Origin of the sequence: Micromonospora sp. NPDC049102 (assembly GCF_043197485.1) — a bacterium.
In the GTDB taxonomy this organism is placed as follows: Bacteria; Actinomycetota; Actinomycetes; order Mycobacteriales; family Micromonosporaceae; genus Micromonospora.
Genome location: NZ_JBICTE010000017.1, coordinates 73,850 through 97,134 on the forward strand (window position 1 = coordinate 73,850; position 23,285 = coordinate 97,134).

At 72.2% G+C, this 23,285-nt stretch carries 19 protein-coding genes; 8 read left to right on the forward strand and 11 right to left on the reverse strand.

Going from position 1 to position 23,285, the window contains the following annotated elements:
- Positions 1-265 precede the first annotated feature (265 nt).
- Positions 266-1,198 (forward strand): alpha/beta fold hydrolase, encoded by a 933-nt coding sequence (locus ACGFH9_RS18065; protein ID WP_393220366.1) that lies wholly within the window; start codon positions 266-268, stop codon positions 1,196-1,198.
- A gap of 4 nt (positions 1,199-1,202) precedes the next feature.
- Here the strand turns inward: ACGFH9_RS18065 and ACGFH9_RS18070 are convergent, their stop codons facing one another.
- Both ACGFH9_RS18070 and ACGFH9_RS18075 read right to left on the reverse strand, forming a co-directional pair.
- A complete protein-coding gene (locus ACGFH9_RS18070) occupies positions 1,203-1,568 on the reverse strand; it encodes a hypothetical protein (protein ID WP_393220368.1) in 366 nt (121 codons plus the stop codon).
- Positions 1,565-4,411: an SseB family protein gene (locus tag ACGFH9_RS18075; protein ID WP_393220371.1), complete on the reverse strand. Its 2,847-nt coding sequence runs from the start codon at positions 4,409-4,411 to the stop codon at positions 1,565-1,567. Before ACGFH9_RS18075 ends, ACGFH9_RS18070 begins: the two co-directional genes overlap by 4 nt.
- A 152-nt stretch (positions 4,412-4,563) precedes the next feature.
- Between ACGFH9_RS18075 and mycP the strand changes: the two genes are divergently transcribed.
- Positions 4,564-5,787 carry a type VII secretion-associated serine protease mycosin gene (gene mycP / locus ACGFH9_RS18080; protein ID WP_393220374.1) on the forward strand — a complete coding sequence of 408 codons (1,224 nt, stop codon included), beginning with the start codon at positions 4,564-4,566 and terminating at the stop codon, positions 5,785-5,787.
- Between the two features lie 85 nt (positions 5,788-5,872).
- Here the strand turns inward: mycP and ACGFH9_RS18085 are convergent, their stop codons facing one another.
- Together ACGFH9_RS18085 and ACGFH9_RS18090 are read right to left on the reverse strand one after the other, a co-directional pair.
- Positions 5,873-6,166 carry a WXG100 family type VII secretion target gene (locus ACGFH9_RS18085; RefSeq protein WP_393220376.1) on the reverse strand — a complete coding sequence of 98 codons (294 nt, stop codon included), beginning with the start codon at positions 6,164-6,166 and terminating at the stop codon, positions 5,873-5,875.
- A gap of 20 nt (positions 6,167-6,186) precedes the next feature.
- On the reverse strand, positions 6,187-6,507 hold the full coding sequence (locus tag ACGFH9_RS18090) for a WXG100 family type VII secretion target (RefSeq protein ID WP_355235608.1): 321 nt from the start codon (positions 6,505-6,507) through the stop codon (positions 6,187-6,189).
- A gap of 290 nt (positions 6,508-6,797) precedes the next feature.
- Here ACGFH9_RS18090 and eccE point away from each other — a divergent pair, with 290 nt between their 5' ends.
- The 4 genes from eccE to rarD all read left to right on the forward strand — a co-directional run bounded on the left by eccE (position 6,798) and on the right by rarD (position 10,757).
- Complete coding sequence (eccE, locus tag ACGFH9_RS18095; protein WP_393220380.1) at positions 6,798-8,759, forward strand: type VII secretion protein EccE; 1,962 nt, start codon at positions 6,798-6,800, stop codon at positions 8,757-8,759.
- A gap of 88 nt (positions 8,760-8,847) precedes the next feature.
- Positions 8,848-9,234, forward strand: coding sequence for a phage holin family protein (locus tag ACGFH9_RS18100; protein WP_355235611.1), 387 nt, complete (start codon positions 8,848-8,850; stop codon positions 9,232-9,234).
- 111 nt (positions 9,235-9,345) lie between these two features.
- The gene (locus ACGFH9_RS18105; RefSeq protein WP_393220383.1) at positions 9,346-9,822 is read left to right on the forward strand and encodes a GNAT family N-acetyltransferase; all 477 of its coding nucleotides are present in this window, start codon (positions 9,346-9,348) and stop codon (positions 9,820-9,822) included.
- Between the two features lie 17 nt (positions 9,823-9,839).
- Positions 9,840-10,757, forward strand: coding sequence for an EamA family transporter RarD (rarD, locus tag ACGFH9_RS18110; protein WP_393220386.1), 918 nt, complete (start codon positions 9,840-9,842; stop codon positions 10,755-10,757).
- A gap of 184 nt (positions 10,758-10,941) precedes the next feature.
- On the opposite strand, the gene ACGFH9_RS18115 is transcribed toward rarD, so the two are convergent.
- Together ACGFH9_RS18115 and ACGFH9_RS18120 are read right to left on the reverse strand one after the other, a co-directional pair.
- Positions 10,942-11,664 (reverse strand): anti-sigma factor family protein, encoded by a 723-nt coding sequence (locus tag ACGFH9_RS18115; protein ID WP_393220390.1) that lies wholly within the window; start codon positions 11,662-11,664, stop codon positions 10,942-10,944.
- The gene (locus ACGFH9_RS18120) at positions 11,661-12,176 is read right to left on the reverse strand and encodes a sigma-70 family RNA polymerase sigma factor (protein ID WP_357124632.1); all 516 of its coding nucleotides are present in this window, start codon (positions 12,174-12,176) and stop codon (positions 11,661-11,663) included. Before ACGFH9_RS18120 ends, ACGFH9_RS18115 begins: the two co-directional genes overlap by 4 nt.
- A gap of 215 nt (positions 12,177-12,391) precedes the next feature.
- Between ACGFH9_RS18120 and ACGFH9_RS18125 the strand changes: the two genes are divergently transcribed.
- The gene (locus ACGFH9_RS18125) at positions 12,392-14,518 is read left to right on the forward strand and encodes a PhoX family protein (RefSeq protein WP_393220393.1); all 2,127 of its coding nucleotides are present in this window, start codon (positions 12,392-12,394) and stop codon (positions 14,516-14,518) included.
- A gap of 112 nt (positions 14,519-14,630) precedes the next feature.
- Here the strand turns inward: ACGFH9_RS18125 and ACGFH9_RS18130 are convergent, their stop codons facing one another.
- A complete protein-coding gene (locus tag ACGFH9_RS18130; RefSeq protein ID WP_393220396.1) occupies positions 14,631-15,413 on the reverse strand; it encodes an IclR family transcriptional regulator in 783 nt (260 codons plus the stop codon).
- 154 nt (positions 15,414-15,567) lie between these two features.
- Between ACGFH9_RS18130 and ACGFH9_RS18135 the strand changes: the two genes are divergently transcribed.
- Positions 15,568-16,752: an MFS transporter gene (locus tag ACGFH9_RS18135; RefSeq protein WP_393220399.1), complete on the forward strand. Its 1,185-nt coding sequence runs from the start codon at positions 15,568-15,570 to the stop codon at positions 16,750-16,752.
- 202 nt (positions 16,753-16,954) lie between these two features.
- Here the strand turns inward: ACGFH9_RS18135 and ACGFH9_RS18140 are convergent, their stop codons facing one another.
- The 4 genes from ACGFH9_RS18140 to nuoL all read right to left on the reverse strand — a co-directional run bounded on the left by ACGFH9_RS18140 (position 16,955) and on the right by nuoL (position 23,274).
- Complete coding sequence (locus tag ACGFH9_RS18140) at positions 16,955-18,040, reverse strand: polyprenyl synthetase family protein (protein WP_355235630.1); 1,086 nt, start codon at positions 18,038-18,040, stop codon at positions 16,955-16,957.
- A 90-nt stretch (positions 18,041-18,130) separates the two neighbouring features.
- Entirely contained in the window at positions 18,131-19,684 is a 1,554-nt protein-coding gene (nuoN, locus tag ACGFH9_RS18145) for an NADH-quinone oxidoreductase subunit NuoN (protein WP_393220401.1), read from the reverse strand.
- A gap of 64 nt (positions 19,685-19,748) precedes the next feature.
- The gene (locus tag ACGFH9_RS18150) at positions 19,749-21,284 is read right to left on the reverse strand and encodes an NADH-quinone oxidoreductase subunit M (RefSeq protein WP_393220404.1); all 1,536 of its coding nucleotides are present in this window, start codon (positions 21,282-21,284) and stop codon (positions 19,749-19,751) included.
- Positions 21,285-21,348: 64 nt separating this feature from the next.
- The gene (gene nuoL / locus ACGFH9_RS18155) at positions 21,349-23,274 is read right to left on the reverse strand and encodes an NADH-quinone oxidoreductase subunit L (RefSeq protein WP_393220407.1); all 1,926 of its coding nucleotides are present in this window, start codon (positions 23,272-23,274) and stop codon (positions 21,349-21,351) included.
- Positions 23,275-23,285: the final 11 nt, after the last annotated feature.

A 23,285-nucleotide genomic window follows, 5' to 3' on the forward strand; every position in this document is an offset into this window, starting at 1 on the left:
GGATCACCCGGGGCGGCGACGGGCCCTGCTACGGCCTCGTCACGGACGACGGTCGGCAGTACGCGCTGCACGGCACCGGCATGGGCACCTTCGCCGTCGGCACGACCGTCCGGGTGACCATCGGCCCGGCCGACCCGGCCGCCGACTGTGGCCCGGGCGTTCCGGCCACCATCGTCGACATCAGCCCGGTCGTCTGACCGTCCCTGCGCGTCCCGGACGGGCCGGCGGAACGGTTGCCTGCTGACGGGGTCCTAGGCTGTCAACCATGACCGACCAGCGCGGCGGAGCCGTCGACGAGTCCTGCGTCCTCACCGAAGGGCCGTGGACGCACCGTTTCGTCGGCGCCAACGGCACCCGTTTCCACGTGGTCGAGGCCGGCACCGGCCCGATGGTGCTCTTCCTGCACGGCTTCCCCGAGCACTGGTGGGCCTGGCACCAGATGCTTCCCGCGGTCGCCGACGCCGGCTTCCGCGCGGTCGCCGTGGACCTGCGCGGCTACGGCGCCAGCGACAAACCACCCCGGGGGTACGACGGCTACACCCTCGCCGCCGACATAGCCGGCCTGATCCGGGCCCTCGGTGAGCGCTCGGCGACGCTCGTCGGCAGCGGCGTCGGCGGCATGGTGGCCTGGACTGTGGCGTCGTTCCACCCCTCCCTGGTCCGCCGGCTGGTGGTCCTGGGAGCACCCCACCCGCTGCGGCTGCGCGCCGCCATCTTTGCCGACCCGCGCGGGCAGTTCGCCGCCTCCACCCCGGCGTTGAAGTTCCAGCTCCCCCGCTACGAACACGTGCTCGCCAGGGACGGCGCGGCGGCCGTCGAGGAGATCCTGCGCCGCTGGGCCGGCCCGCGCTGGGCCGCCAGCGGCGACTTCGAGGCGTACGCCGATCGGTGCAGGGAGGCGATGCGTATCCCGCAGGCCGCCTTCTGCGCGTTGGAAGGCTATCGCTGGGCCTTCCGTTCCGCGCTGCGGCTACACGGGTACCGGTTCGTCCGCCTCATGCAGAAGCCGCTGGTCACCCCGACTCTGCAACTGCACGGCGCGGCCGACGTCGCCGCCCTGCCCCGGACCGCCCTGGGGTCCGGCCGATACGTGGTGGCGCCCTACGAGTGGCGTCTACTCGACGGGGTGGGGCACTTCCCGCACCTGGAAGCCCCCGAGGTGGTGCTCGGCGAGATCCTGCGGTGGGCCAAGTCGTGACCCGTCAGACCCGCTGCTCGCGCAGGTCGCTGACCTCGGCGGCCGGTGCCCAACCCTGGTAGACGCCGAAGTCGAAGACCTCCAGCCGCATCGCCTCGGCCACCGGCCAACGACCACCGGTGTACTCGACGCGCAGCCAGGCGTCGTGCTCGCCGAGCACGATGAACGGCTGGCCCTTCCAGGTGCAGGTGGTCCGCACGTACGCCAGGTCCTCGATCTCACTCACCGGCAGCACCCGCACGTAGCGGCCCGCGCGGACCTCCTCGAAGCCCTCGCCCGGCTCGGGCTGGTAGAGGCGAATGTCGTCGCCGTCCGGACTGGCCTGGTACTCCCGGCCCTGCCAACGGGCCACATAGCCGTCGCGCATCACTCCTCCGGAACCCGTCGCCAATTCACCGCGTCCGTGTCGAGCACCGCGACCACCCGCTCGCTGCCGTCCCCGCCGATGCGCCAGAGCTGCGCGCCGTGCGGGAGGCGGGCACTGTCCACCTTGAACTCGGCCACCACGTCGCTGCTCTCGCCCGGGGCGAAGCCGTTGCCTCGGAAAGGCGGACGCTCGATGACCCAGCCCTCCATGGCCCGCATCGCCGGCTCGTTCTGGCCCCCGTACGGAATCCGGTAGAGGCTGGGCCGGTGCGCCGGCCACCGCAGCACGTAGATCTCCTCGGCGTCCCGCTCGAACGGCGAACCGGGATAGTTGAGGCCCAGCGCGTCGTGCAGCTCGGCCGGCGTGGTCAGGTGTGCCAGCTCACCGGCCCGGTGCACGAAACCGGAGACTCGGTCGTACCCCCGCTCCAGGTAGTACGCGAGTTGGCTGGGCGCGACCGCCTTCTGCATGACTGTCGGCCGGGCCGGGTCGACCGCCGCCGGGGCGTATCGGGGACGGGCCGTGGGCTCGGCCTCGGCCGCCGGCTCCACCGGGTCGACCTCCAGATCGTCGCCGAGCCCCACCTCGGCGGCCCAGTTGGCCAACGCGACGATCTGGTCCCCGGGCAATTTCGCACCGACGGGAGTGCCCGGGTTGACGGCGAACGACCAGTCCTCGTCCGGCCAGCGCCGGATCAGCTGGGCGAACTTCACCCGGACGGTGTCGACGGCGCCCTCGACGTGGTCGGCGAGGCGTTCCGGGGACGTGTAGACCACCACGTACGTTTCACCGTCGATCTGGGCGGTACGCCAGACGAAGCCCGGGTCGCCGGGGCGACTGCCCCGCGCCGAGTTCGCCTCGGCCGGCAACAGCACGCGGGCCAGCAGCAGTGTCGACAGGAACGTGTCGGTGCTCCCGGCCCCGGCAGCGCCGAGCAGGTCCTCCTCGACGGTGTTCGCCGGCTGGAACTGCGGCGACGCCGGCTCGCCGGCCGCCGGAGGCTCGCTGTACGCGAACGCGGGTTGCGCGTCGGGGTCGGTACGCACCGGCTCGGGTTCGTAGCCCGCCGAAGATCGGGACAACCAACCGGCGTCACTGCCCAGGCCGGCGTCACTGCCCAAGCCGGCGTCACTGCCCAAGCCGGCGTCACTGCCCAAGCCGGCGTCACTGCCGATGACTGGGCCGGCCAGGAGGGGGTCGCTGTCCGGGGTGACGGCGGGCGGATCGAGCAGGCTCGCTCCACTGGCCGCCGCGGCGGGGACAGCGGGGTCGGGCACACCCGGACCGGGCGCGACCGGGTCGGGCACGGATGGGCCGGGCACGGGTGGGCTGAATGGTGGCGGGGCGGTGGTGGTCGGGTCGGGCCGCCGCGTCGTGTCGAAGAAGGGGCCGACCTCGGTCGGATCGAGGAGGTCCCGCGATTCGATGATGGTGCCCTCGATGACGATGGGCGTGAAGCCGCGACGCGGCGCGGGCGGACCGGAGACCGGTTCCGCTACCGAGGGCCGCAGCTCCTCCACCGGTTCGAAGCGCCGCCGGTCACCGGGACGGCCACGCGGGATCGCCTGGGTCTCGTCCGCCGAGGGCACCGGCCCCGCAGGGCGGATCGGTGGCGGTTCACCGTTGACCCGACCGGGCACCCGGAACGCGCGGGTGGGTTCCTCGGCCAGCGGGTTGGGCCGACGCGGCGGCAGCGGCTGCGTGGCCTCGTCGTCGGCCGAAGGGGCTCGTACCACCCGGGACGCGCCCAGGTCGCCGGCTGGCGGCCAGGGCCCTCGGCTGGCGTCCGGCGCGGGCATCGCGAAGGCCTGGGCGCTGTCGCCGCCCGGCGCGTCGGCGGGCCGCCGGCGCGGAAAGGGCTGGCTGCCCCGCCCGAACCGCGACGGTGGCACGGCCCGGTCGCCCGACCGACCATCGCCCGGGGGCAGGCCCGACTTACGACCGGACGTCGGTTCGAAGAAGGAGCGCCGACCGTCCTGGGTGCTGCCGTCGCCGGCGGCCGGGCCGTCACCGTCGCTGGCCGGTCGACTCACGGATGGACGGCCCGCGCGGGCGACCGGCTGGTCGGCCGGGGCGGCGTTGGTGCGATCGGCGGCCAGGGGTACGTACCGGGACGGGGCGGTGCGGCCCACACCCGGCACGGCACCGGCGCCCGGCGGGGCGGTGCGCGGCGGGTCGGTCAACTGTCGTGGGGCGTCGGCGGGCGTGTCCTGGGCGCCGGAGGACCGGTGCGGCGGGTCAGACGGGCCGGGCGAGCGCGTGGGGGTGGCAGAGGGCGGGCCCACCGGAGGCGTAGTGCCCCTCGGCCCGGGCCGAGCGGATGACGCCGGGTCCGATACCGGCGGTGCGGGCGGCACGAAACCGGCGGCGGGTGGGGTGTCCCGGCCGGTCGTACCCGCTCGGGACCGGGCCAGGGTCTCGGCCCGCTCCAGCCGGGCACGGGCGCCCATGGCGCGGCCCGGCAGCCGGACGTCCCCACGGGAGAGCTGGGACACGAACCAGGACGGCAGATACCCCTCGACGGGCAACCCGGGGTTGACCGCCAGCCACCACTCGTGGTTGGGCCAGCCGAGAGCGAGGTCGGTGAACGGGACACGCCGATTGGTGCCGGCGTGCTCGCCGAGGCAGGCCCGCAACGCCGAGGCGGAGGTGAAGGCCAGCACGTGTGTCCGGCCGCCGGTCGTCCAGGTGCCCCAGCCGGCGGCCTGACCGGGCGACGCCGGAGTGGAGACGGGCAACAGCAGATCGGTACGGGACAGGAGGCGGAAGTAGAGCTCCTGGTCGTTGGCGCGCAGCGCGTCCCGCATCGCCACCTCGGCCTCCGTGGCCGGCTCCCATTCGGTCACGGCCACCTCTCCTCCCGAGAACAGGCCACAGGTATCGCGTACAACCTACAAGGTGGCTTCAAGATCACAATGGCTGGCCGGCGGCGGTCCGCAGGGGCGGCGGCGAGGCGATAACATCGCGTTCCGGAGCCGACACGATACGGAGGCTGTCGATGTCCCGGTCGATTGCGCGCCCGGTCCTGGCCGGTCTGGCGGTCGCGCTGCTGATCGGCGCGACCGGTCCGGCCGTCACCGCCGGCGCCGCGCTCCGAGGGGCCCCGGCCTGCGCGGCCGCACTGGCACCCGTCCGACCGGTCCAGGCCACACCCTGGCCCCAGCAGCGGTACGACCCCGCACGGCTCGCGTCCCTGACCACCGGGGCGGGGGTCACGGTCGCGGTGGTCGACTCCGGAGTCGACCGGGCGCACCCCCAACTGGCCGGGCGGGTGCTGGCCGGTACCGACCTGCTCGAAGCGGGCGGGGACGGCAGCCGGGACTGCGCCGGGCACGGCACCGGTGTGGCGAGCATCATCGCGGCGGCACCGCGGCCCGACGTCGCCTTCCACGGGCTGGCACCGGCCGCCCGGATCCTGCCGGTACGAGTGAGTGAGCAGCAGGTGGTGCAGGGCCGGGAGTCGGGCCGCACGGTCAGCGCCGGCGAGTTCGCCCGTGCCATCCGCTGGGCGGTCGACCACGACGCCGACGTGGTGAACCTCTCCGTGGTGCTGTACGCCGACGATCCGCAGGTCCGTTCGGCGGTGCGGTACGCCGTCGAGCGGGACGTGGTGCTGGTGGCCGCCGTGGGCAACCTGCACGACAGCGGCGACCCGCGCCCGTTCCCGGCCGCGTACGAGGGGGTGCTCGGGGTGGGTGCGATCGGGGCGGACGGGGCACGGGCCACCTTCTCGCAGACCGGCCCGTACGTCGATCTGGTCGCCCCGGGCAGCGAGGTGCTGGTCGCCGCACCCACGCAGGGTCACCAGCGGGTGGAGGGCACCAGTTACGCCGCGCCCTTCGTGGCCGCCACCGCGGCGCTGCTGCGCGCGTACCGGCCCGAGTTGACCGCCGTCGAGGTGATGCAACGGATCCTCGCCACGGCCGATCCAGCTCCCGGCCCGGGACGCGGCGGCGGGTACGGCGCCGGCGTGCTGAACCCCTATCGGGCCGTCACCGAGACCGAGGGTGGTCGATCTGGTGCTCCCCGGCCGGTTGCCGCGCTCGCCGACGACCGGGCCGATCCGGCGGCGCTCGCCCGACAGGCTCGCCGCGCCTCCGCCCGGAACCGGGCACTGGTGACCGGCGCGGTGATCGGCATGACAGCTGTCGCCGTGGTGGTGCTGGCCCTCGTGCTGCCCCGGGGCGCGCGCCGACGTTGGCGACCGGCCGAGCCGGCCTGACCCGACCCGGTCGCCTCGACGGCCCTCGTCGGAGGGTGGCCGGGACGCCGACGCGGGCATGGTCAGCGCTCCCGGCTCACCGACGTCACTGGAACAGCCCGGTGTTCTTCTTCTCCGTGTCGAGATAGTCGGCGGCGGAGTCGTCCACCGCCAACTTGATGGCGCGCAGCATGGCCTGCAGGTCCTGCGAGGCGGACCGCCACCGCGCCTGGCGCTGCTCGTACGCGTGGCGGGCGTCACCGGCCCAGGCCGACACCAACGGCGCGGCGTCGCGTTCGAGTTGGCCGAGCTGCGAGTCGAGGGTGTTCAGCGCCCTCTGAATGTCCGCGCCGGCCTGTTGCAGCGCGGCGAAGTTGACGACGAGCACACCATTGTCCATCGGAACGCCCTCCCGGCAGGTCAGAGCGGCAGCTGGATGCCGCCGCGATTGGTGCCGGCAACCCGGCTGGCCGCCTCGTCGTCCGAGACGTCGTAGTGTCGGCCGGCGGTACGGATCGCCCCGGCGGTCTCCCGCAGGGCCCGGTGCAACGCCGCCTGATCGTCTGCCCACTGCCGCTTGACCTGCTCGAACGATCGCCCACCGGCGCCGCGCCAGGCCTGCTGCAGCACCTCCAACTCGGCCAGCAGGCCGGTCAGCATGGACTGCAACGACTGATCCACCTGCTCGAACTTTCCGGCGGTCTGCCTCATCACCGCCGCTTCTGCCTGGGTCTGGGACACCCGGACGTCACCTCGTCTCCTCGGTCGTGCCTGGCTGTCAGCGCGCCCGCCGTGGGAGCGCACCGCTCGCGATGCCCGGTCGACGAGCTTGGATCGGACGCGGGTCCGCGATGAACTTCGTGGCTGACGGTAGCGGTCCGGTAGCGGTTCTGCTACCCCACCGTCCTCCCCTGTGGACAACCACGGCAGCCATCGGTCGCCTACGATGTGCGGCAGTCCCGTCGCGCCGCGTGACGGGCAACCGGGGGCGGTCGGCCGCCGGGCACGTCCACACTGGTCGAGGAGGCGCGGTGCCGCCGATCACCACCGGAGACGCGCAACCGGCGAGCCGCGCCGCGTGGGGCCCGACCGCCACCTCCCCGACGACCGGGCCGGGCGCCCCCGCCGCCACCTCGCCAGGCGCCGCGCCGGGCATCGGCACCGGATCGACCACCGCCGACGGCAGCGCGCCGAGCACCCTCGGCCTCGCCGACGACGACGTGCTCCGTCGACGATCCACCGGGCGCCGGGCCGCTATCGGTCGGCTCGCCAAGGGAATGCGCGCGGGCCAACTGGTCACCGGACAGGTCGCCGTCGCGGTCGTTCTCGCCGGCCTCGGCCGGGGCACCCCGGTCACGATCGCCGCGCTGCTGGTCGCGGCGCTGCTCGTGGCGGTCGTCTGCGTCCGGGTCCGCGGCCGGTGGCTCTTCGACTGGCTGGGCACCGCTGCCGGCCACGCGACACGGCGTCGCGGGCTGGGCGAGCGGACCGGCCCGGACGAACTGCTCGGCCTGGTCGCCCCCGGCACCGCGGTCCGCCCGATCGAGTTGTCCAGCGGGCCGGCGGCGGTGCTGGAGGACACCGGCGGGATGGTGGTGCTGCTGGAGCTGGGCGACCCCGGCGACGTGCTCGGCGACACGTCCCGGGCGATCCCCGCGCCGTCCGCGCTGCTGCCGACACCGGGGCCGGAGGTGCCACCGGTGCGGGTCCAACTCCTCCTCACCGGGACGCCGGCACCCGCACCGGCGGCAGGCGGCACCGTCGGAACCTCGTACCGGCAGCTCACCGACGGACGCCTCATCGGGCGGGAGCGGGCGGTGCTGGCGATCCGGGTGCTACGGGCGGACGGCTGGACGCAGGAGGCGCTGCACAGGGCGCTCGCCGGCACGGTTCGCCGGATCGTCCGCCGGCTCGGGCCGCTGACCGCCCGGCCACTCGGCGTACCCGCGGCGCTGCGTGTCCTCGGCGAGCTGGCCCACCACGACGGCCAACCGGTACGCGAGTCGTGGCCGGCGCTGCGCACCGGTTCTCTGGTCCAGGCCACGTTCCGGCTGGTCCGCTGGCCGCAGGCGGCGGGCGGGCGACGGCTGGTACCCCGACTGCTGGCGTTGCCGGCGACCGCGACGACGGTGTCGCTCTGCGTGGGACCGCCATCGGGCGGTGGCACCGACGCGGCGGTGACCGAGCTGAGCGTACGCGTGGCCGCCGCCTCGACGGCCGAACTGACCGTGGCCGTCGACGCGCTGCGCCGCCTCGTCGAGGGCGTGGGCGGGGAACTGCGGCGGCTCGACGGGGCGCACCTGACCGGACTGGCCGGCACGCTGCCGCTGGCGCTCATCGCCGCCGGGCGATCGGAGGTGACGCTGGACGACTGGGAGTTGACCCTGGGCGAGGCGGGGATGGTGGTCGGCACCAACCGGCACGGCGGCGCGGTCACCGTGCGGTTGTTCCGGCCGGAGAGCACGCGGGTGCTGCTGGTGGGCGGGGTACGCGCCGCTCAGCTCGTCGCGTTGCGCGCGATGGCCCTGGGAGCACTGGTGGTGGTGCAGACGACGCGACCGCGTTCCTGGGAGCCGTTCGTGCGGGGCGTGGGCGCGCCGGGCGGCACGATTCCGCTGATCCCGCCGGGTCGGCCGGTCGCCGAGTCGGTCGGCACCGCGCTACGGCCGTTGCTGCTGGTGGTCGACGCCGGCCCGGTGCCGGTCGAGACCGAACCCGGCCCGGCGTGGCGGTCCACCCTGGTCGTGCGAGACGAGCTGACGCCGGCCGACGTGGACACGTTGAGCCGCGCCGACCTGGCGGTGCTGCAACCGCTGCACCCGGCGGAGGCGGCACTGGCCGGCTCGGCGCTGGGCCTGGGCCCCTCGGCCGACTGGCTCACCCGGAGCCGGGACGACATGGTGGCGGTGGTGAACCGCCGTGCGCTGCGGTGGGCGCTGCTCTCTCCGACTCCGATCGAGGCGCAGCTGATCGGCCGGCCGGCGCGGGCCTGAGGCGGCCCACACGCGCGGCGGGCCCGACCGTCCTCGGTGGTCACCTGGCGGGTTACGCCGGGAGATCGTCCGTGGCACGATCCCCGCCATGGGTTTTATGAAAGGGTTGTTGATTCGGCTAGCCACCACGGCACTGGCCTTCTGGTTGGCCACGCTGCTCATCCCGGGCATCGAGCTGGAGTCGACCTCGGCCGTCGAGACGGTCACCACGCTGATCCTGGTGGCGGCGATCTTCGGGGTCGTCAACGCGGTGCTCCAGCCGGTCATCAAGACCGTCGGCTGCGGCTTCTACCTACTCACGCTCGGCCTCATCGCGCTGGTGGTGAACGGGCTGCTGTTCCTGCTCACGAGTTGGATCGCCGACCAGGCCGGGCTGCCGTTCTCGGTGGACGGCTTCTGGCCGGCCGCCGTGCTCGGTGCCCTGTTCGTGAGCATCGTGACCTGGATCCTCGGGGCCGTCCTCGACCGGGACTGACCGACCACCACCGTCCCGGACCGCCCGACCCCGAACGGTCGGGCGGTCCGGTGACCAGAGTTCGGGAATTGGCCGGCTGACGCACCCCTCGGGCCGGTTAGCGTCGCCAGCGTGTTCTCACTGACGCGCGCCGACGGCCACCTGCTCAGCACCGATCCGGCACGGCTCGACCTGGACCGGGTCCACCACTGGCTGTCCACCGACGCGTACTGGGCGCTCGGGCGCGACCGGGAGACCGTCGTGCGAGCGTTCGCGGGGTCGCTGCCCTTCGGCATCTACCGGCCCGGAGACGACCGCCAGGTCGCCGTGGCCCGGGTGGTCACCGACCGTGCCACCTTCGCCTGGCTCTGCGACGTGTACGTGGACCGGGCCGCGCGGGGCCTCGGACTGGGCACCTGGCTGGCCGGCGCGGTCTGCGACCACCTGGCCGAGCTGGGCGTACTCCGGATCCTGCTGTCGACAGGCGACGCTCACGACGTGTACGCGCGGGTCGGCTTCACTCCGCTGGACGTACCTCAGCGGTGGATGCAGCTCGACCGGCGGCAGCCGGTGAGCCGGATCACTGGAAAGGAACAAAGCGGAGATTAACCCCTTACGGTGGAGTCGTGACGCCACTCCGCCTGGGTTACCTCTACGGCATCGGCGCGTACCTGCTCTGGGGTTTCTTTCCGCTCTACTTCAAGCTGCTGCGACCCACCGGCCCGCTGGAGATCCTGGCCCACCGGATCGTCTGGTCGGTACTCTTCGTGGCCCTGCTGCTCGGCGCGCTGCGCAACATCGGCTTCCTGCGGGCGCTGCTGCGCCGGCGCGGGGCGGTCGCCGGGATCGTCGCCGCGGCCGCGCTCATCGCCGTCAACTGGGGCACCTACATCTACGGGGTCAGCTCCGACCGGGTGGTCGAGACCGCGCTGGGCTACTTCATCAATCCCCTGGTCGTGGTGCTGCTCGGGGTGACGGTGCTGCGAGAGCGACTGCGGACCGCGCAGTGGGTGGCCCTGGGCGTCGGCGCTGCGGCCGTCGCGGTGCTCGCCGTCGACTATGGCCGGCTGCCCTGGCTGGCCCTGACCTTGGCGTTCAGCTTCGCCGGATACGGCCTGATCAAGAAGCGGCTCGGGCTGCCCGCCGCCGAAGGGCTCTTCGTCGAGTCGGCGGTGCTGGCACTGCCCGCGCTGGGCTACCTCGCCTGGTTGTCCCGGAACGGCGGGCTGACCTTCGGCCACGTCTCGGCCGGACACACCGCGCTGCTGGTGCTGGCCGGCGTGGCCACCGCGATCCCGCTCCTGCTCTTCGCCGGGGCCGCCAACCGACTGCCGCTGACCGGCCTCGGCATGATCCAGTACCTGGCGCCGATCCTCCAGCTCGCCTGCGGCGTACTGATCTTCCACGAGCCCATGCCACCGGCCCGGATCGCCGGCTTCGCGCTGGTCTGGCTGGCCCTGGTCGTCTTCACCGCCGACGCCATCCGCCAGGCCCGCCGGTCCCGCAGCACTCCCCACCTCCCCACACCAGTCCCAACCCCCTAAACCCACCCGCGCACCCCAAAACCCTCGCCCCAGCCCAGCCCAACCCAGCCCGGCCCGGCCCGGCCCGGCGATCTTGCAGTTTCTGTCGCCGGTTTGTCGGCATGTACCCGGTATGACGCAACAGAAAGTGCAAGATCGCGCGGAAGGGGCGCGCGGGGAGAGGGGGCGCGGGGGGGGCCTGGGGTTAGGGGACCGCGTAGGTGAGCAGGGGGGTGCCGTCGGCTCGTTGGAGTTCCACGCTGACCAGTTCCGCGTCGGTGAAGCGGGTGACGCCGGTGAACACCAGGTCGTCGCCGGGCGCGGCGAGCCACGAGCCGATCTGCTCGCTGGTGCCGTTCGGGCCCCGCGCCACCAGGCGGAACGGGTACGCCTTGCCGTAGCTCGTGCGCGCGTCGTACCCGCAGTGCATGGTCACCTCGGTGCCCCACTTGCTGCCGGTCAACCCGATCTCGGCGTGCACCGGACCGGCGAGTGCCACCGGCCGCATGGTGACCATCGAGATCTGCGGGGCGGGCCGGGGCGCGCCCTGCGCGCCCGAGGTGCCCGGTGGGGCGGCCGGCCGGGGCAGCAGCGCTGCCGTGCCGACACCGACCACCAGGGCCAGCGCGGCGGCGACCAGCGTCGTCAGGGCGTACCGCCGACGGGACGTGGCGCGCTCGCGGCGCCGGCGCGCCCGGGCCTCCTCGATCAGCGCGGGCGCCCGGGGCGGGGACGGTGGTGGCAGGAACTGTTCCAGACCGGCCGGGTCGAGGCGGCCGAGCAGTCCCGGCAGGACGGCGATCTCGGCCACGGCGTCCCGGCAGGAGGCGCAGCCGGTGAGGTGCCGCTCGTAGGCCGCCCGTTCGGCGGGGGCCAGGGCGCCCAGGACGTACGCGCCGTCGTCGTGCGCGAACTCGCACCGGGTCATCCCGTCACCCCCATCTCGGCCAGGACCAACCGTAGTGAGCGCAGCGCGTAGTGGGTGCGTGACTTGACGGTGCCCGGTGGCACGCCCAACCGCGACGCCGCCTCGGCGACCGACCGCCCCTGGTAGAAGCACTCCACGAGCACCTCACGATGGGTCGGGCTGAGCCGGTTCAACGCCTCGGCGACGGTCCACGCCTCCACCGCGCGCTCGGCCTCGTCGACGACCTCGGGCGGCTCGGGAATCTCGTCGGTGAACACCTCGCCGACCCGGGTGGAGCGTCGCCGCCAGGCGTCGATGGCCAGGTTGCGGGCAGTGGTGAAGAGCCAGGCCCGTACGGAGCCGCGTCGCGGGTCGAGGGACTCGGGGTGTCGCCAGGCCCGCAGCAGCGTCTCCTGCACCAGATCCTCGGCCCGCTGCCGGTCACCGTTGACGAGTCGCAGGGCGTGTGCGTACAGCGCCTCGGCGTGCTCGTCATGCAGCGCCCGCAGCAGTTGGGCGTCATGGTCGCTGATGTCGGTCTCCTCACTCCCGGCGCGTGTCCGGCGGTGCGTCCGCTCGGGAATACGTGCGGTGACGCCGAACGGTTCAGCCCGAGGTCAGACCGCTGGTGGTCGTGCAGGTGTTCACGACTGGTTCACACTGCGGCCGACGACCGCTCACCGCGTCCTCCTAGCGTCCGGCTGGTACGCCGCCTGTCGTGCCACCGACTTATCTGGAGGCCTCTGAAATGAGCGACCGTCCCCGGCTGCTCCCTCTGTTGACCGGCAACCGCCACGGCACCCGTGACGCCATGACCTGCCTGTACCGCTGCGGAAACGCCTGTGACCACCCGGTACCGAACACGTCCGACAACGCGTACTTCGGTGACGTGGTGGACGCGGAGGTCTCCCGGCGCGGCGTGGTCCGGGCCGGCGCGGTCGGTGCCCTGGTGCTCGGCTTCGGTGGCGCGGTGGCTGGCGCGCTGGCCGGCGCGGCGCCCGCCGTCGCGGCCCCCACCACCCCGGACGTGCCGGAGAGTTTCGGCTTCGGCCGTCCCACCACGGGAGTCGGCAGCGGCGCGTTGACCTTCAAGCCGATCCCGCCGAACAAGCTGGACACGCTTGTCGTCCCGAACGGCTACGACCACGCCGTAGTGATCAAATGGGGTGACCCGGTGCTGCCGGGTGCGCCGGCGTTCGACCTGCACCACCAGAGCGCCGCCGCGCAGTCGAAGCAGTTCGGCTACAACAACGACTTCGTGGGCGTGCTGCCGCTGGACAAGCAGGGCAGGCGGGCGCTGCTCGTGGTCAACCACGAGTACACCAACGAGGACCTCATGTTCCCGGGCTTCCCCGGCCTGGACGGGCTCTCCGTGGAGCAGCTGCGCACCGCCATGGCCGCGCACGGCATGTCCGTGGTGGAGTTGGAGCGGGTCGGTGGCACCGGCCAGTGGAAGCCCGTGGGCACCGGACGTCGGCCGTACAACCGGCGGGTCACCGCGCTGAGCACCAAGTTCGACCTGACCGGCCCGGCCGCCGGATCGGCCTGGCTGAAGACCGCCGCCGACCCCAGGGGCCGTACGGTCGTCGGCACGCTGAACAACTGCTCCGGTGGCGTCACCCCGTGGGGGACCGTGCTCTCCGGCGAGGAGAACTTCAACCAGTACTTCGTCGGCGCGGACGCCGCACCGGCCGAGCTGAAGGCGAAGCTGGACCGGTACGGCATCAGCACCGCCAGCCGCTACCCCAGCGGCAGCCGCAAGTGGGAACGCGCCGACGAGCGCTTCGACCTGGCCAGGCACCCCAACGAGGCGCACCGGTTCGGGTGGGTCGTCGAGATCGACCCGTTCGACCCGGAGAGCCGGCCGCGTAAGCACACCGCGATGGGCCGCTTCAAGCACGAGGGCGCGAACGTCATCGTCGCCAGGGACGGGCACGTGGTCGCGTACATGGGCGACGACGAGCGGTTCGACTACCTGTACAAGTTCGTCTCGGACCAGAAGTTCCTCAAGGGCAACTCCTGGGCCGCCCGTAAGCACAACCTCACCCTGCTGGAGTCCGGCACGCTCTACGTGGCGAAGCTCGACCAGACCAGCGCGGGCGAGATCGACGGCTCGGGCAACCTCCCCGCCGACGGCGCGTTCAACGGTCGGGGTCGCTGGATCAAGCTGGTCAGCGGCGACCGCTCGTTCGTCGACGGGATGACCGCCGCGGACGTGCTCACGTTCACCCGGCTCGCCGGCGACAAGGTCGGCGCGACCAAGATGGACCGTCCCGAGGACGTCGAGCCGAGCCTGCTCACCGGCAAGGTGTACGTGGCGTTGACCAACAACACCGACCGCGGCAAGGCCGGCAAGGCCGCGGCGGACGAGGCCAACCCGCGCAACGCCAACAAGCACGGGCAGATCCTCGAACTGGTCGAGGACCGCAACGACAACACGGCGGAGACCTTCGCCTGGTCTCTGCCGATCGTCTGCGGCGACCCGACCGACCCGTCGACCTTCTTCTCCGGGTACGACAGGACCAGGGTCTCCCCGATCTCGTGCCCGGACAACGTCGCCTTCGACGCCACCGGCAACCTGTGGATCTCCACCGACGGCAACGCGCTGGGCAGCAACGACGGCCTCTTCGCCACCGCCGTCGAGGGTCCGGAGAAGGGCCACCTCAAGCAGTTCCTGACCGTGCCGCTCGGCGCGGAGACCTGCGGCCCGTTCATCACCGGCGACAACCGCTCGGTGTTCGTCGCGGTGCAGCACCCGGGTGAGATCACCGGGGCCTCGGTGGAGAACCCGGCCTCGAACTGGCCGGACGGCGACTACGCCAAGCCGGGCGTGGTGGTCACCTGGCGACTCGACGGCGGCCCGGTGGGCAGCTGACGTCGCCCACCGCGGCCGGCAGGCCGCTGACGTTGCCCTGGCGGTTCGGCGCTGGACCGCCTCCAGAGGCCCTCTCCCAGCCCGGGAGAGGGCCTCTGGCGCGTCCGGCGGGTCAGTTGTCGGCGGCGACGCCGTCGGCGACCGTACGGGCGACGGTGAGCAGCTTGGCGCGTACGACACGGGCCGAGGTCATCATCTCGCTCGCCGGCAGGGCGCAGGCCAGCACGACCCGACGTTCCATGTCCTTGTCGGGCGCGACGAGCACCGCCGCACAGGCCACGCCCTGGCGGAACTGTCCCAACTCCAACTGCATCCCCCGGCGGTCGCCGGCGGCCAGGTCGGCCTCGAACGCCTCGGTGGTGGTCAGCGTGGAACTGGTGAACGGCCGCATGCCGTACTCGCGCAGATAGCGGAAACGCTGCTCGGTGGTCAGGGTGGCGAGCAGGGACTTGCCGAGAGCCGTCGCGTGCGCGCCCTCGTCGAAGCCGGGCACGAGATCTTCCAGATAGGGCGAGCGGTTCCCCTCGGCCACCGCCGTGATGGCGACCTGCCCGCCGACGAAGCGGCCCAGGAAATGGCTGTAGCCGGTGTCCACGGAGGCCCGTCGCAACGTCTCACCGACAACCGGCGGCCCCCGGAACGCGGTCACCAACTCGCGGTAACGGTCGGCCACCTCAAGGCCCACGATGTACGTGCCGTCCTCGCGACGGATCACGTAACCCTCGTACGCGAGTGTGCGGACGAGGTGGTAGGTGGTGGCCACGGTCAGCTCACACCGTCGGGCGATCTGCTTGACGGTCAGGCCCTTGGGGGCGCGACCGACCGACTCGAGCACCCGCAGTGCTCGGGACACGCTGCGGATCAGGTCCGAGGGTTCTGCCAAGGGGTCGCGCACAACCACCTCCGCCGCCGGGGACTTACACCATATGAAAAACAGGCCGAGTGCGAAATGCCTGTTCGGGTCGAGGATGCCAGATCACCATCCACTCCTCGTACACCAGCGGTCACCAGGAGTTGCCCGAGAGTGACTCGCGTAGGTTTGCCGCACGATGACCGACACCGCCCTCATCCCCGCCTCCGACCGCGCCGGGGCCCGCCCGATCCGGGCCAGCGCCGGTGCCGTCGCGACCACCGTGGCCTGCGTCCTGCCCGTCTTCCTGCTCGGCGGACTCGCCGTCCAGATGGGGACGGACCTCGGCTTCTCCCCCGCCGGGCTGGGCCTGGCCGTCTCCGTCTACTTCGGCGTGAGCGCGCTGGCCTCGGTGCCGTCGGGTCGGCTCGTCGAGCGGTTCGGGCCGGCCGTCGTGGCCCGTACCGGCATCGTGCTGGCCTCCGGGTCGATGCTGGCCGTGGCAACCCTCGCCCGCTCGTACCCGGTGCTGCTCGCCCTGCTGGCACTCAGCGCCGCCGCGAACGCCCTCGGCCAACTGGCGAGCAACGCCGCGCTGGCCGAGCACGTGCCGCCGCGGAGGCAGGGGCTGTCGTTCGGCGTCAAGCAGGCGGCGATCCCGGTCTCCACCCTGCTGGCCGGCGCGGCGGTGCCCACCATCGCGCTCACCGCCGGGTGGCGCTGGGCGTTCGTGGTCGCGGCCGTCGCGTCGCTGACGACACTGCCGGCCGTACCCCGGCAGGTGCCCGGTCGCACGCGTCGGGCCGACACGACGCGCGCGGACCGGGCCACGACGGCCCTGGTGGTGGTCGGCGCGGCGGCGACGCTGGCGGCGGGCGCGGCCAACGCGCTGGGCACCTTCCTGGTGGACTCGGCCGCCGCCCGAGGTCTCTCACCGGGTCTCGCCGGCCTCACCCTGACCCTGGGCAGCGCGGTCTGCGTCGCCGCCCGGGTGGGCGCCGGCGGTCTCGCCGACCGGCGCGCCAACGGTCACGTCGCGCTCATCGCGGCGATGCTGGTGATCGGGGCGGTCGGGCTGGGCCTGCTCGCGGTGACCGGCCCGGTGCCGCTGGTGGCGGGCGTGGTGCTCGGGTTCGGTCTGGGCTGGGCATGGCCCGGCCTCATGAACTTCGCGGTGGTCCGGCTGCACCCGCAGGCCCCGGCCGCCGCCACCTCGATCACGCAGACCGGGGTGTACGCGGGCGGCTGCCTCGGCCCGCTGAGCCTCGGCCCGCTCGCCGCCCACCTCGGCTATCCGGCGATGTGGGCCACGGCGTCAGTGGCGATGCTGCTGGCCGCAGCCCTGATGCTGGCCGGCAGCCGCCTCCTGCAAACCCACCCCTGACCCCCGCCCCCCCGTCCCCGCCCCCGCCGGCCCCCGCCCCCGCCCCCGTCCCCCGTCCCCGTCCCCGTCCGGGTGATCATGAAGTTATTGCTCGATCACACGGCGTGTCGAGGCAACAACTTCATGATCAACGCCGCCGGCGGCCGGCGGCGCTGGGGGCGCTGGGGGCGCGTTGGAGGGGGGTGGTGGGGGGTGGTGGGGGTCAGCTTGTGCGGTCGGCGATGTAGTCGCAGAGCGACTCCAGGGCCTGGCGTGACGGGCTTGCCGGGAGCGGGGCCAGGCAGGCGCGGGCGTCCTCGGCGTAGCTGCGCACGGTCTCCCGGGCACGCTTGAGCGCCGGGCTCTCCCGCAGCAGCCCCAGGGCCTCGGCGTGCAGCGCGTCGTCGGTCAACGGACCCGTCGCCAGGATCTCCCGCAGCCGCACCGAGGAGGCGTCGGAGTCGTCAGCCGCACGGGCGTAGAGCACCGGCAGCGTCGGGACGCCCTCGCGCAGGTCCGTGCCGGGCGTCTTGCCCGACTGCACCGACTCGGACGCGATGTCCAGCAGGTCGTCGGAGAGCTGGAAGGCGACGCCGATCGTCTCGCCGTACCCGGCGAGGGCCTCGACGTACTCCGCCGGGGCGCCGGCGAACATGCCGCCGAAGCGGGCCGACGTGGCGATCAGGGAACCGGTCTTCTCGGCGATCACGTTCAGGTAGTGCGCGACCGGGTCGTCATCGGCACGCGGCCCCACCGTCTCGGCGATCTGACCGTGGACCAGCCGGGCGAAGGTGCGCGCCTGCAACCGCACGGCCTCCGGGCCCAGGTCGGCCGCGATGTCCGCGGCGCGGGCGAAGAGGTAGTCGCCGACCAGGATGGCGACCGAGTTGGTCCAGCGCGAGTTGGCGCTCGGCGCGCCCCGCCGCACGGCGGCCTCGTCCATCACGTCGTCGTGGTAGAGCGTGGCCAGGTGCGTGAGCTCCATCACCACGGCCGCCGGGACCACCTGCGCGCCCGTGGGATCACCGAACTGGGCGCCGAGCGCCACCAGCAGCGGCCGGAACCGCTTGCCGCCGGCGTCGAGGAGGTGCCGGGCCGCCTCGGAGACGAACGGGTCGGCGCTGGCCACACTGGCACCCAGCTCGACCTCGACCGCTTCCAGCAGGCCCAGCACGGATGCCTCGACGCGGGGATCGGCGAGATGAAGGCCGAGCGCGCCGAACTGACTCATGCTCGCCCGGCCCCGGCGACCGCCGGAACCGGTGGCACCTGAACGCTCGCCAGCCGGAATCACCACACCATCAACCATGCCACACCCGTTCTACCTGCTCCGGGTCGGGGATACGCAGCGGGGGCCGGCACGCCGTCGCGCGCCGACCCCCGGTGGTCGAGCCACGTGTCACCGCACGAATTCGGCGGCTCCGTTGGCCAGGTCGAGCAGCGGCTCCGGGGCGACACCCAGCGCCAGGGTGGCCAGCACGCCGATCATCAGCGCGGCGGAGGTGAGCCCACCCGGCACGGTGACGGTCGGCGTGGACTCGCCCGGCTCGGACAGCCACATCATCACCACGACCCGCAGGTACGGGAAGGCCAGCACCATGCTGGTCAGCACACCCGCGATGACGAGCCAGGCCTGACCACCCTCCAGCGCCGGCCCGAAGACCGCGAACTTGCTGGTGAACCCGCTGGTCAGCGGGATACCGGCGAACGCCAGCAGGATGAACGTGAACAGCCCGGCGTAGAACGGCGAACGGCGACCCAGCCCGGCCCAGCGGGACAGGTGGGTAGCCTCACCGTCGGCGTCGCGCACCAGGGTCACCACGGCGAACGCGGCCAGCACCGAGAAGCCGTACGCGACGAGGTAGAACATCGTGCCGGACAGCCCGGTCTTGCTCGGTGCCAGCACACCGACCAGCAGGTAGCCTGCGTTCGCGATCGACGAGTACGCCAGGAGCCGCTTGATGTCGGTCTGGGTGACCGCGAGCACCGCGCCGACCAGCATCGTCAGCACCGCCACCGCGCCGAGCACCGGCGTGAAGTCCCAGCCGCCACCCTCGAACGCGACGTGGAAGACCCGCAGCAACGCGCCGAACGCGGCGACCTTGGTGCAGGCGGCCATGAAGCCGGTGATCGGGGTCGGCGCGCCCTGGTAGACGTCCGGCGTCCACACGTGGAACGGAGCCGCCGCGGCCTTGAAGAGCAGACCGATGGCGAGCAGCGCCATGCCGGCGAAGAGCAGGACCGGGCTGGCCGGCGACTCGCTCACCGCCGCGTTGACCGTGGCGAAGTCGACCCCGGCCGAACGGCCCGGAACGCCAGCGGTGAACCCGTAGATCAGGGCAACCCCGAACAGGAAGAACGCCGAGGCGTACGCGCCGAGTAGGAAGTACTTCATCGCCGCCTCCTGGCTCAGCAGACGCCGGCGGCGAGCCAGCGCGCAGAGCAGGTACAGCGGCAGGGAGAAGACTTCCAGCGCGATGAACATGGTCAGCAGGTCGTTCGCCGCGACGAAGATCAGCATGCCGCCGATGGCGAACGTGACGAGCGGGTACACCTCGGTGAGCCCGTTGCGTCCCTCGGCCTGCTTCCGGTCGTCGGCCGACTCCGCGGTCACGGCGGCCTGGGCGACGAAGGCACCGCCCCGTTCGACGGTGCGATCGCCGATCAGGAGCAGCGCCATGGCGGCCAGCACCAGGATCGCACCCTGGAGGAACAGCGTCGGTCCGTCCACGGCGATGGCCTGACCGGCCGTGATGAGCCGGTCGTCGGCGTTGAACACGACCATGGTCAGCGCGGCGAGCACGGCCAGCAGGGACAGCGTCAGCTGCACCAGGTGCCGCGAACGCCGGGGAACGAATGCCTCGACCAGCACACCGAGCAACGCGGTGCCCAGCATGATCATGATCGGGGCGAGCGCCGCGTAGTCGAGCGACGGCAGTTTCAACTCGGTCACTGTGCCGACCTTTCGTTCGCGACTGCGCCAGCCTTTGCCCGCGACTGCGGGGCTCGCTTCTCGCTCACCGGCCTGCCTCCTGGACGGTGCCGCCCACGGACGGCGGGGGGTCGGACCTGCCGATGTCGTCCATGGTCGCCTGGACAGCCGGGTTGATCACGTCGGTGACCGGCTTGGGATAGAAGCCGAGCAGCACGATCAACGCGATCAGCGGGGCGACCACGACCTTCTCGCGCAGGCTGAGGTCCCTGCGCATTCCGTCGACCTCGGTCAGCGTCGGGTTGAGCGTGCCCTGCGTGGTGCGCTGCACCATCCACAGGACGTACGCGGCGGCCAGGATGATGCCGAGCGTGGCGATGACCGCCACCGGCTTGTTGACCGTGAAGGTGCCGATCAACACCAGGAACTCGGAGATGAACGGCGCGGTCCCGGGCAGCGCGAGCGAGGCGAGACCGGCGAAGAACAGCACCCCGGCGAGCACCGGGACCAGCTTGCCGGCCCCACCGAAGTCACTGATCAACGCCGAGCCGCGCCGGGCGACCAGCATGCCCACCACGAGGAAGAGCAGGCCGGTGGCCAGGCCGTGGTTGAGCATGTAGAGCACCGCGCCCGTGCCGGCCTGGGTGGTGAACGCGAAGATGCCCACCCCGATGAAGCCGAAGTGCGCGATCGAGGTGTACGACACCAGCCGCTTGAGATCGTTCTGACCGACCGCCAGCAGCGCCGCGTAGATGATGCCGATCACGCCGAGCGCCAGCGCCCAGGGCGCGAACCACTTCGACGCCTCGGGGAACAGCGGCAGGCAGTAGCGCAGGATGCCGAACGTGCCGACCTTGTCGAGCACGCCGACCAGCAGGGCCGCAGCGCCCGCCGGGGCGGCGCCACCGGCGTCGGGCAGCCAGGTGTGGAACGGGAAGAACGGGGCCTTGATGGCGAACGCGAGGAAGAAGCCGAGGAACAGCCACCGCTCGGTTCCGGTGCTGATGTCCACCTGCGACAGCGCCTGCCAGTCGAAGGTCTTGCCGCCGACCACCCAGAGGCCGATCACCGCGGCCAGCATGAACAGGCCGCCGACCAGCGAGTAGAGGAAGAACTTCACCGCCGCGTACTGCCGCTGGTGGCCGCCGTAGCTGCCGATCAGGAAGTACATCGGCACCAGCATGACCTCGAAGAACACGTAGAACAGGAAGACGTCGGCGGCTGCGAAGACGCCGATCATCGTGCTCTCGAGGATCAGCAGCAGCGCGAAGTAGACCGGGATGGACCGCTTGGAGGACTCCGCGTCGTGCCAGGACGCGAGGATCACCAGCGGCACCAGGACCGCGATCAGCATGAGCATCACCAGCGCGATGCCGTCGGCGGCGAAGGTGAAGCTGACGCCCCAGTTCGGAATCCAGGTGTACGACTCCCGGAACTGGAACCGGTCACCGCCGGCGTTGAAGCTGACCCACATCACCACCGAGAGCACCAGCACCAGCAGCGACCAGGCGAACGCCACCTGCTTGGCCAGCTCCGGGTTGCGGCGCGGCAGGAAGGCCACCACCAGAGCGCCCACCAGTGGCGCCACGGTGAGCACCGAGAGGAACGGGAAGTTGGACATTATGCGGCCTTACCTCCGTCGTGGATGCGTGGTCCGCCGGCGGGGGCGGGCGCATTGAGGTCGATCACGCCAACCACCCCGCCTGCACCGCGAGGAACGCCGCCATCACCAGCAGCGCGCCGGCCAGGATCGAGGTGGCGTACGAGCGGACGAAGCCGGTCTGCATCCGTCGGAGTCGACCCGAACCACCGCCGACGGCGGCGGCGAGCCCGTTGACCAGCCCGTCGATGCCCCGGTTGTCGAGGAAGACCAGCGCCCGGGTGAGGAAGATGCCCGGCTTCTCGAAGACCGCCTCGTTGACGGCGTCGGTGTAGAGGTTGCGACGGGCGGCGGTGACCAGGATCCCGGCCGGCTGCGGCGCGGTGGCCGTGCCGGCCCGGAACAGGAACCAGGCCAGGCCGGCACCGAGCACGGTGACCAGCAGGGACAGCGTGGTGATCACGAGGTGCGAGAGGACCGGCTCGTGCTCCGCGTGCTCGCCGCCCAGACCGGCGGTGGACGTCAGCCAGTCCGGCACGGAGGTGGAGAGCAGGAAGCCGGCGCCGACCGAGCCGATCGCCAGCAGGATCAGCGGGATGGTCATCAGCTTCGGCGACTCGTGCGGGTGCTCGATGTCCTCGGTCCACCGCTTCGGGCCGTGGAAGGTGAGCACGAACAGCCGCGTCATGTAGAACGCGGTCAGGCCCGCACCGAGCAGCGCGGCACCGCCGTAGAGCCAGGCGGTCCAGTCCTCCCGCTCGAAGGCGGCCACGATGATCGGCTCCTTGGAGAAGAAGCCGGAGAACGGGAACATCCCGATGATGGCCAGCCAGCCCATCATGAACGTCAACCAGGTGACCTTCATGTACGACGACAGCCCACCGAAGCGGCGGATGTCCACCTGGTCCTTCATGCCGTGCATCACCGAGCCGGCGCCCAGGAACATGTTGGCCTTGAAGAAGCCGTGCGCCAGAAGGTGCACGATGGCCAGCGCGTACGCCCCACCGCCGAGGCCGACGCCGAGGAACATGTAGCCGATCTGGCTCACCGTCGACCAGGCGAGCACCCGCTTGATGTCGTCCTTGGCCGCGCCGATGATGCAGCCCATCAGCAGGGTGAGCGCACCGACGCTGACCACCACGAGCTGGAGCGTCGAGTTCGCGGAGAAGATCGGGTTGGACCGGGCGATGAGGTAGACACCGGCGGTGACCATGGTGGCGGCGTGGATGAGCGCCGAGACCGGGGTGGGGCCCTCCATCGCGTCGGGCAGCCACGCCTGCAGCGGGAACTGGCCGGACTTGCCGGCCGCGCCGAGCAGCAGCAGCAGGCCGAGGACCAGCACCGTGGTGCCGGTCAGCGAGCCGACGCCGTTGAAGACCTCGTCGTACTGGGTGGTGCCGAGGGTCGCGAACATGATGAAGATGCCGATGGCGAGGCCGGTGTCACCGACCCGGTTCATCAGGAACGCCTTCTTGCCGGCCGTTGCGGCGCTCGGCCGCCCGTACCAGAAGGAGATCAGCAGGTACGACGCCAGACCGACGCCCTCCCAGCCGAAGTACAGCATCACGTAGTTGTTGCCGAGTACCAGCAGCAGCATGGCCGCGACGAACAGGTTGAAGTACGCGAAGAAGCGGCGGCGGCCCGAGTCGTGCGCCATGTACTCGACGGCGTACAGGTGGATCAGGAAGCCGACGCCGGTGATCAGGAGCACGAAGACGGCGGCCAGCGGGTCGAACAGCAGACCGAAGTCGACCCGCAGGTCACCGACGGCGATGAAGTCCCACAGGCTCAGCTCGACGGACTTGTTCTCCAGACCCCGCAGCTGGAAGAAGGACGTCAGCCCGAGCACGAACGCGGCGCCGATGGCCGCAACGCCCAGCCAGTGCCCCCAGCGGTCGGCCCGCCGGCCGAGCAGCAGCAGGACGGCCGCGCTGACCAGCGGGATCGCCACCAGCAGCCAGACGCTGCCGAGCAAGCCCGTGGCCTCTGCGTACTGCACAGTCTCTTCCACTAGCTTGCCCC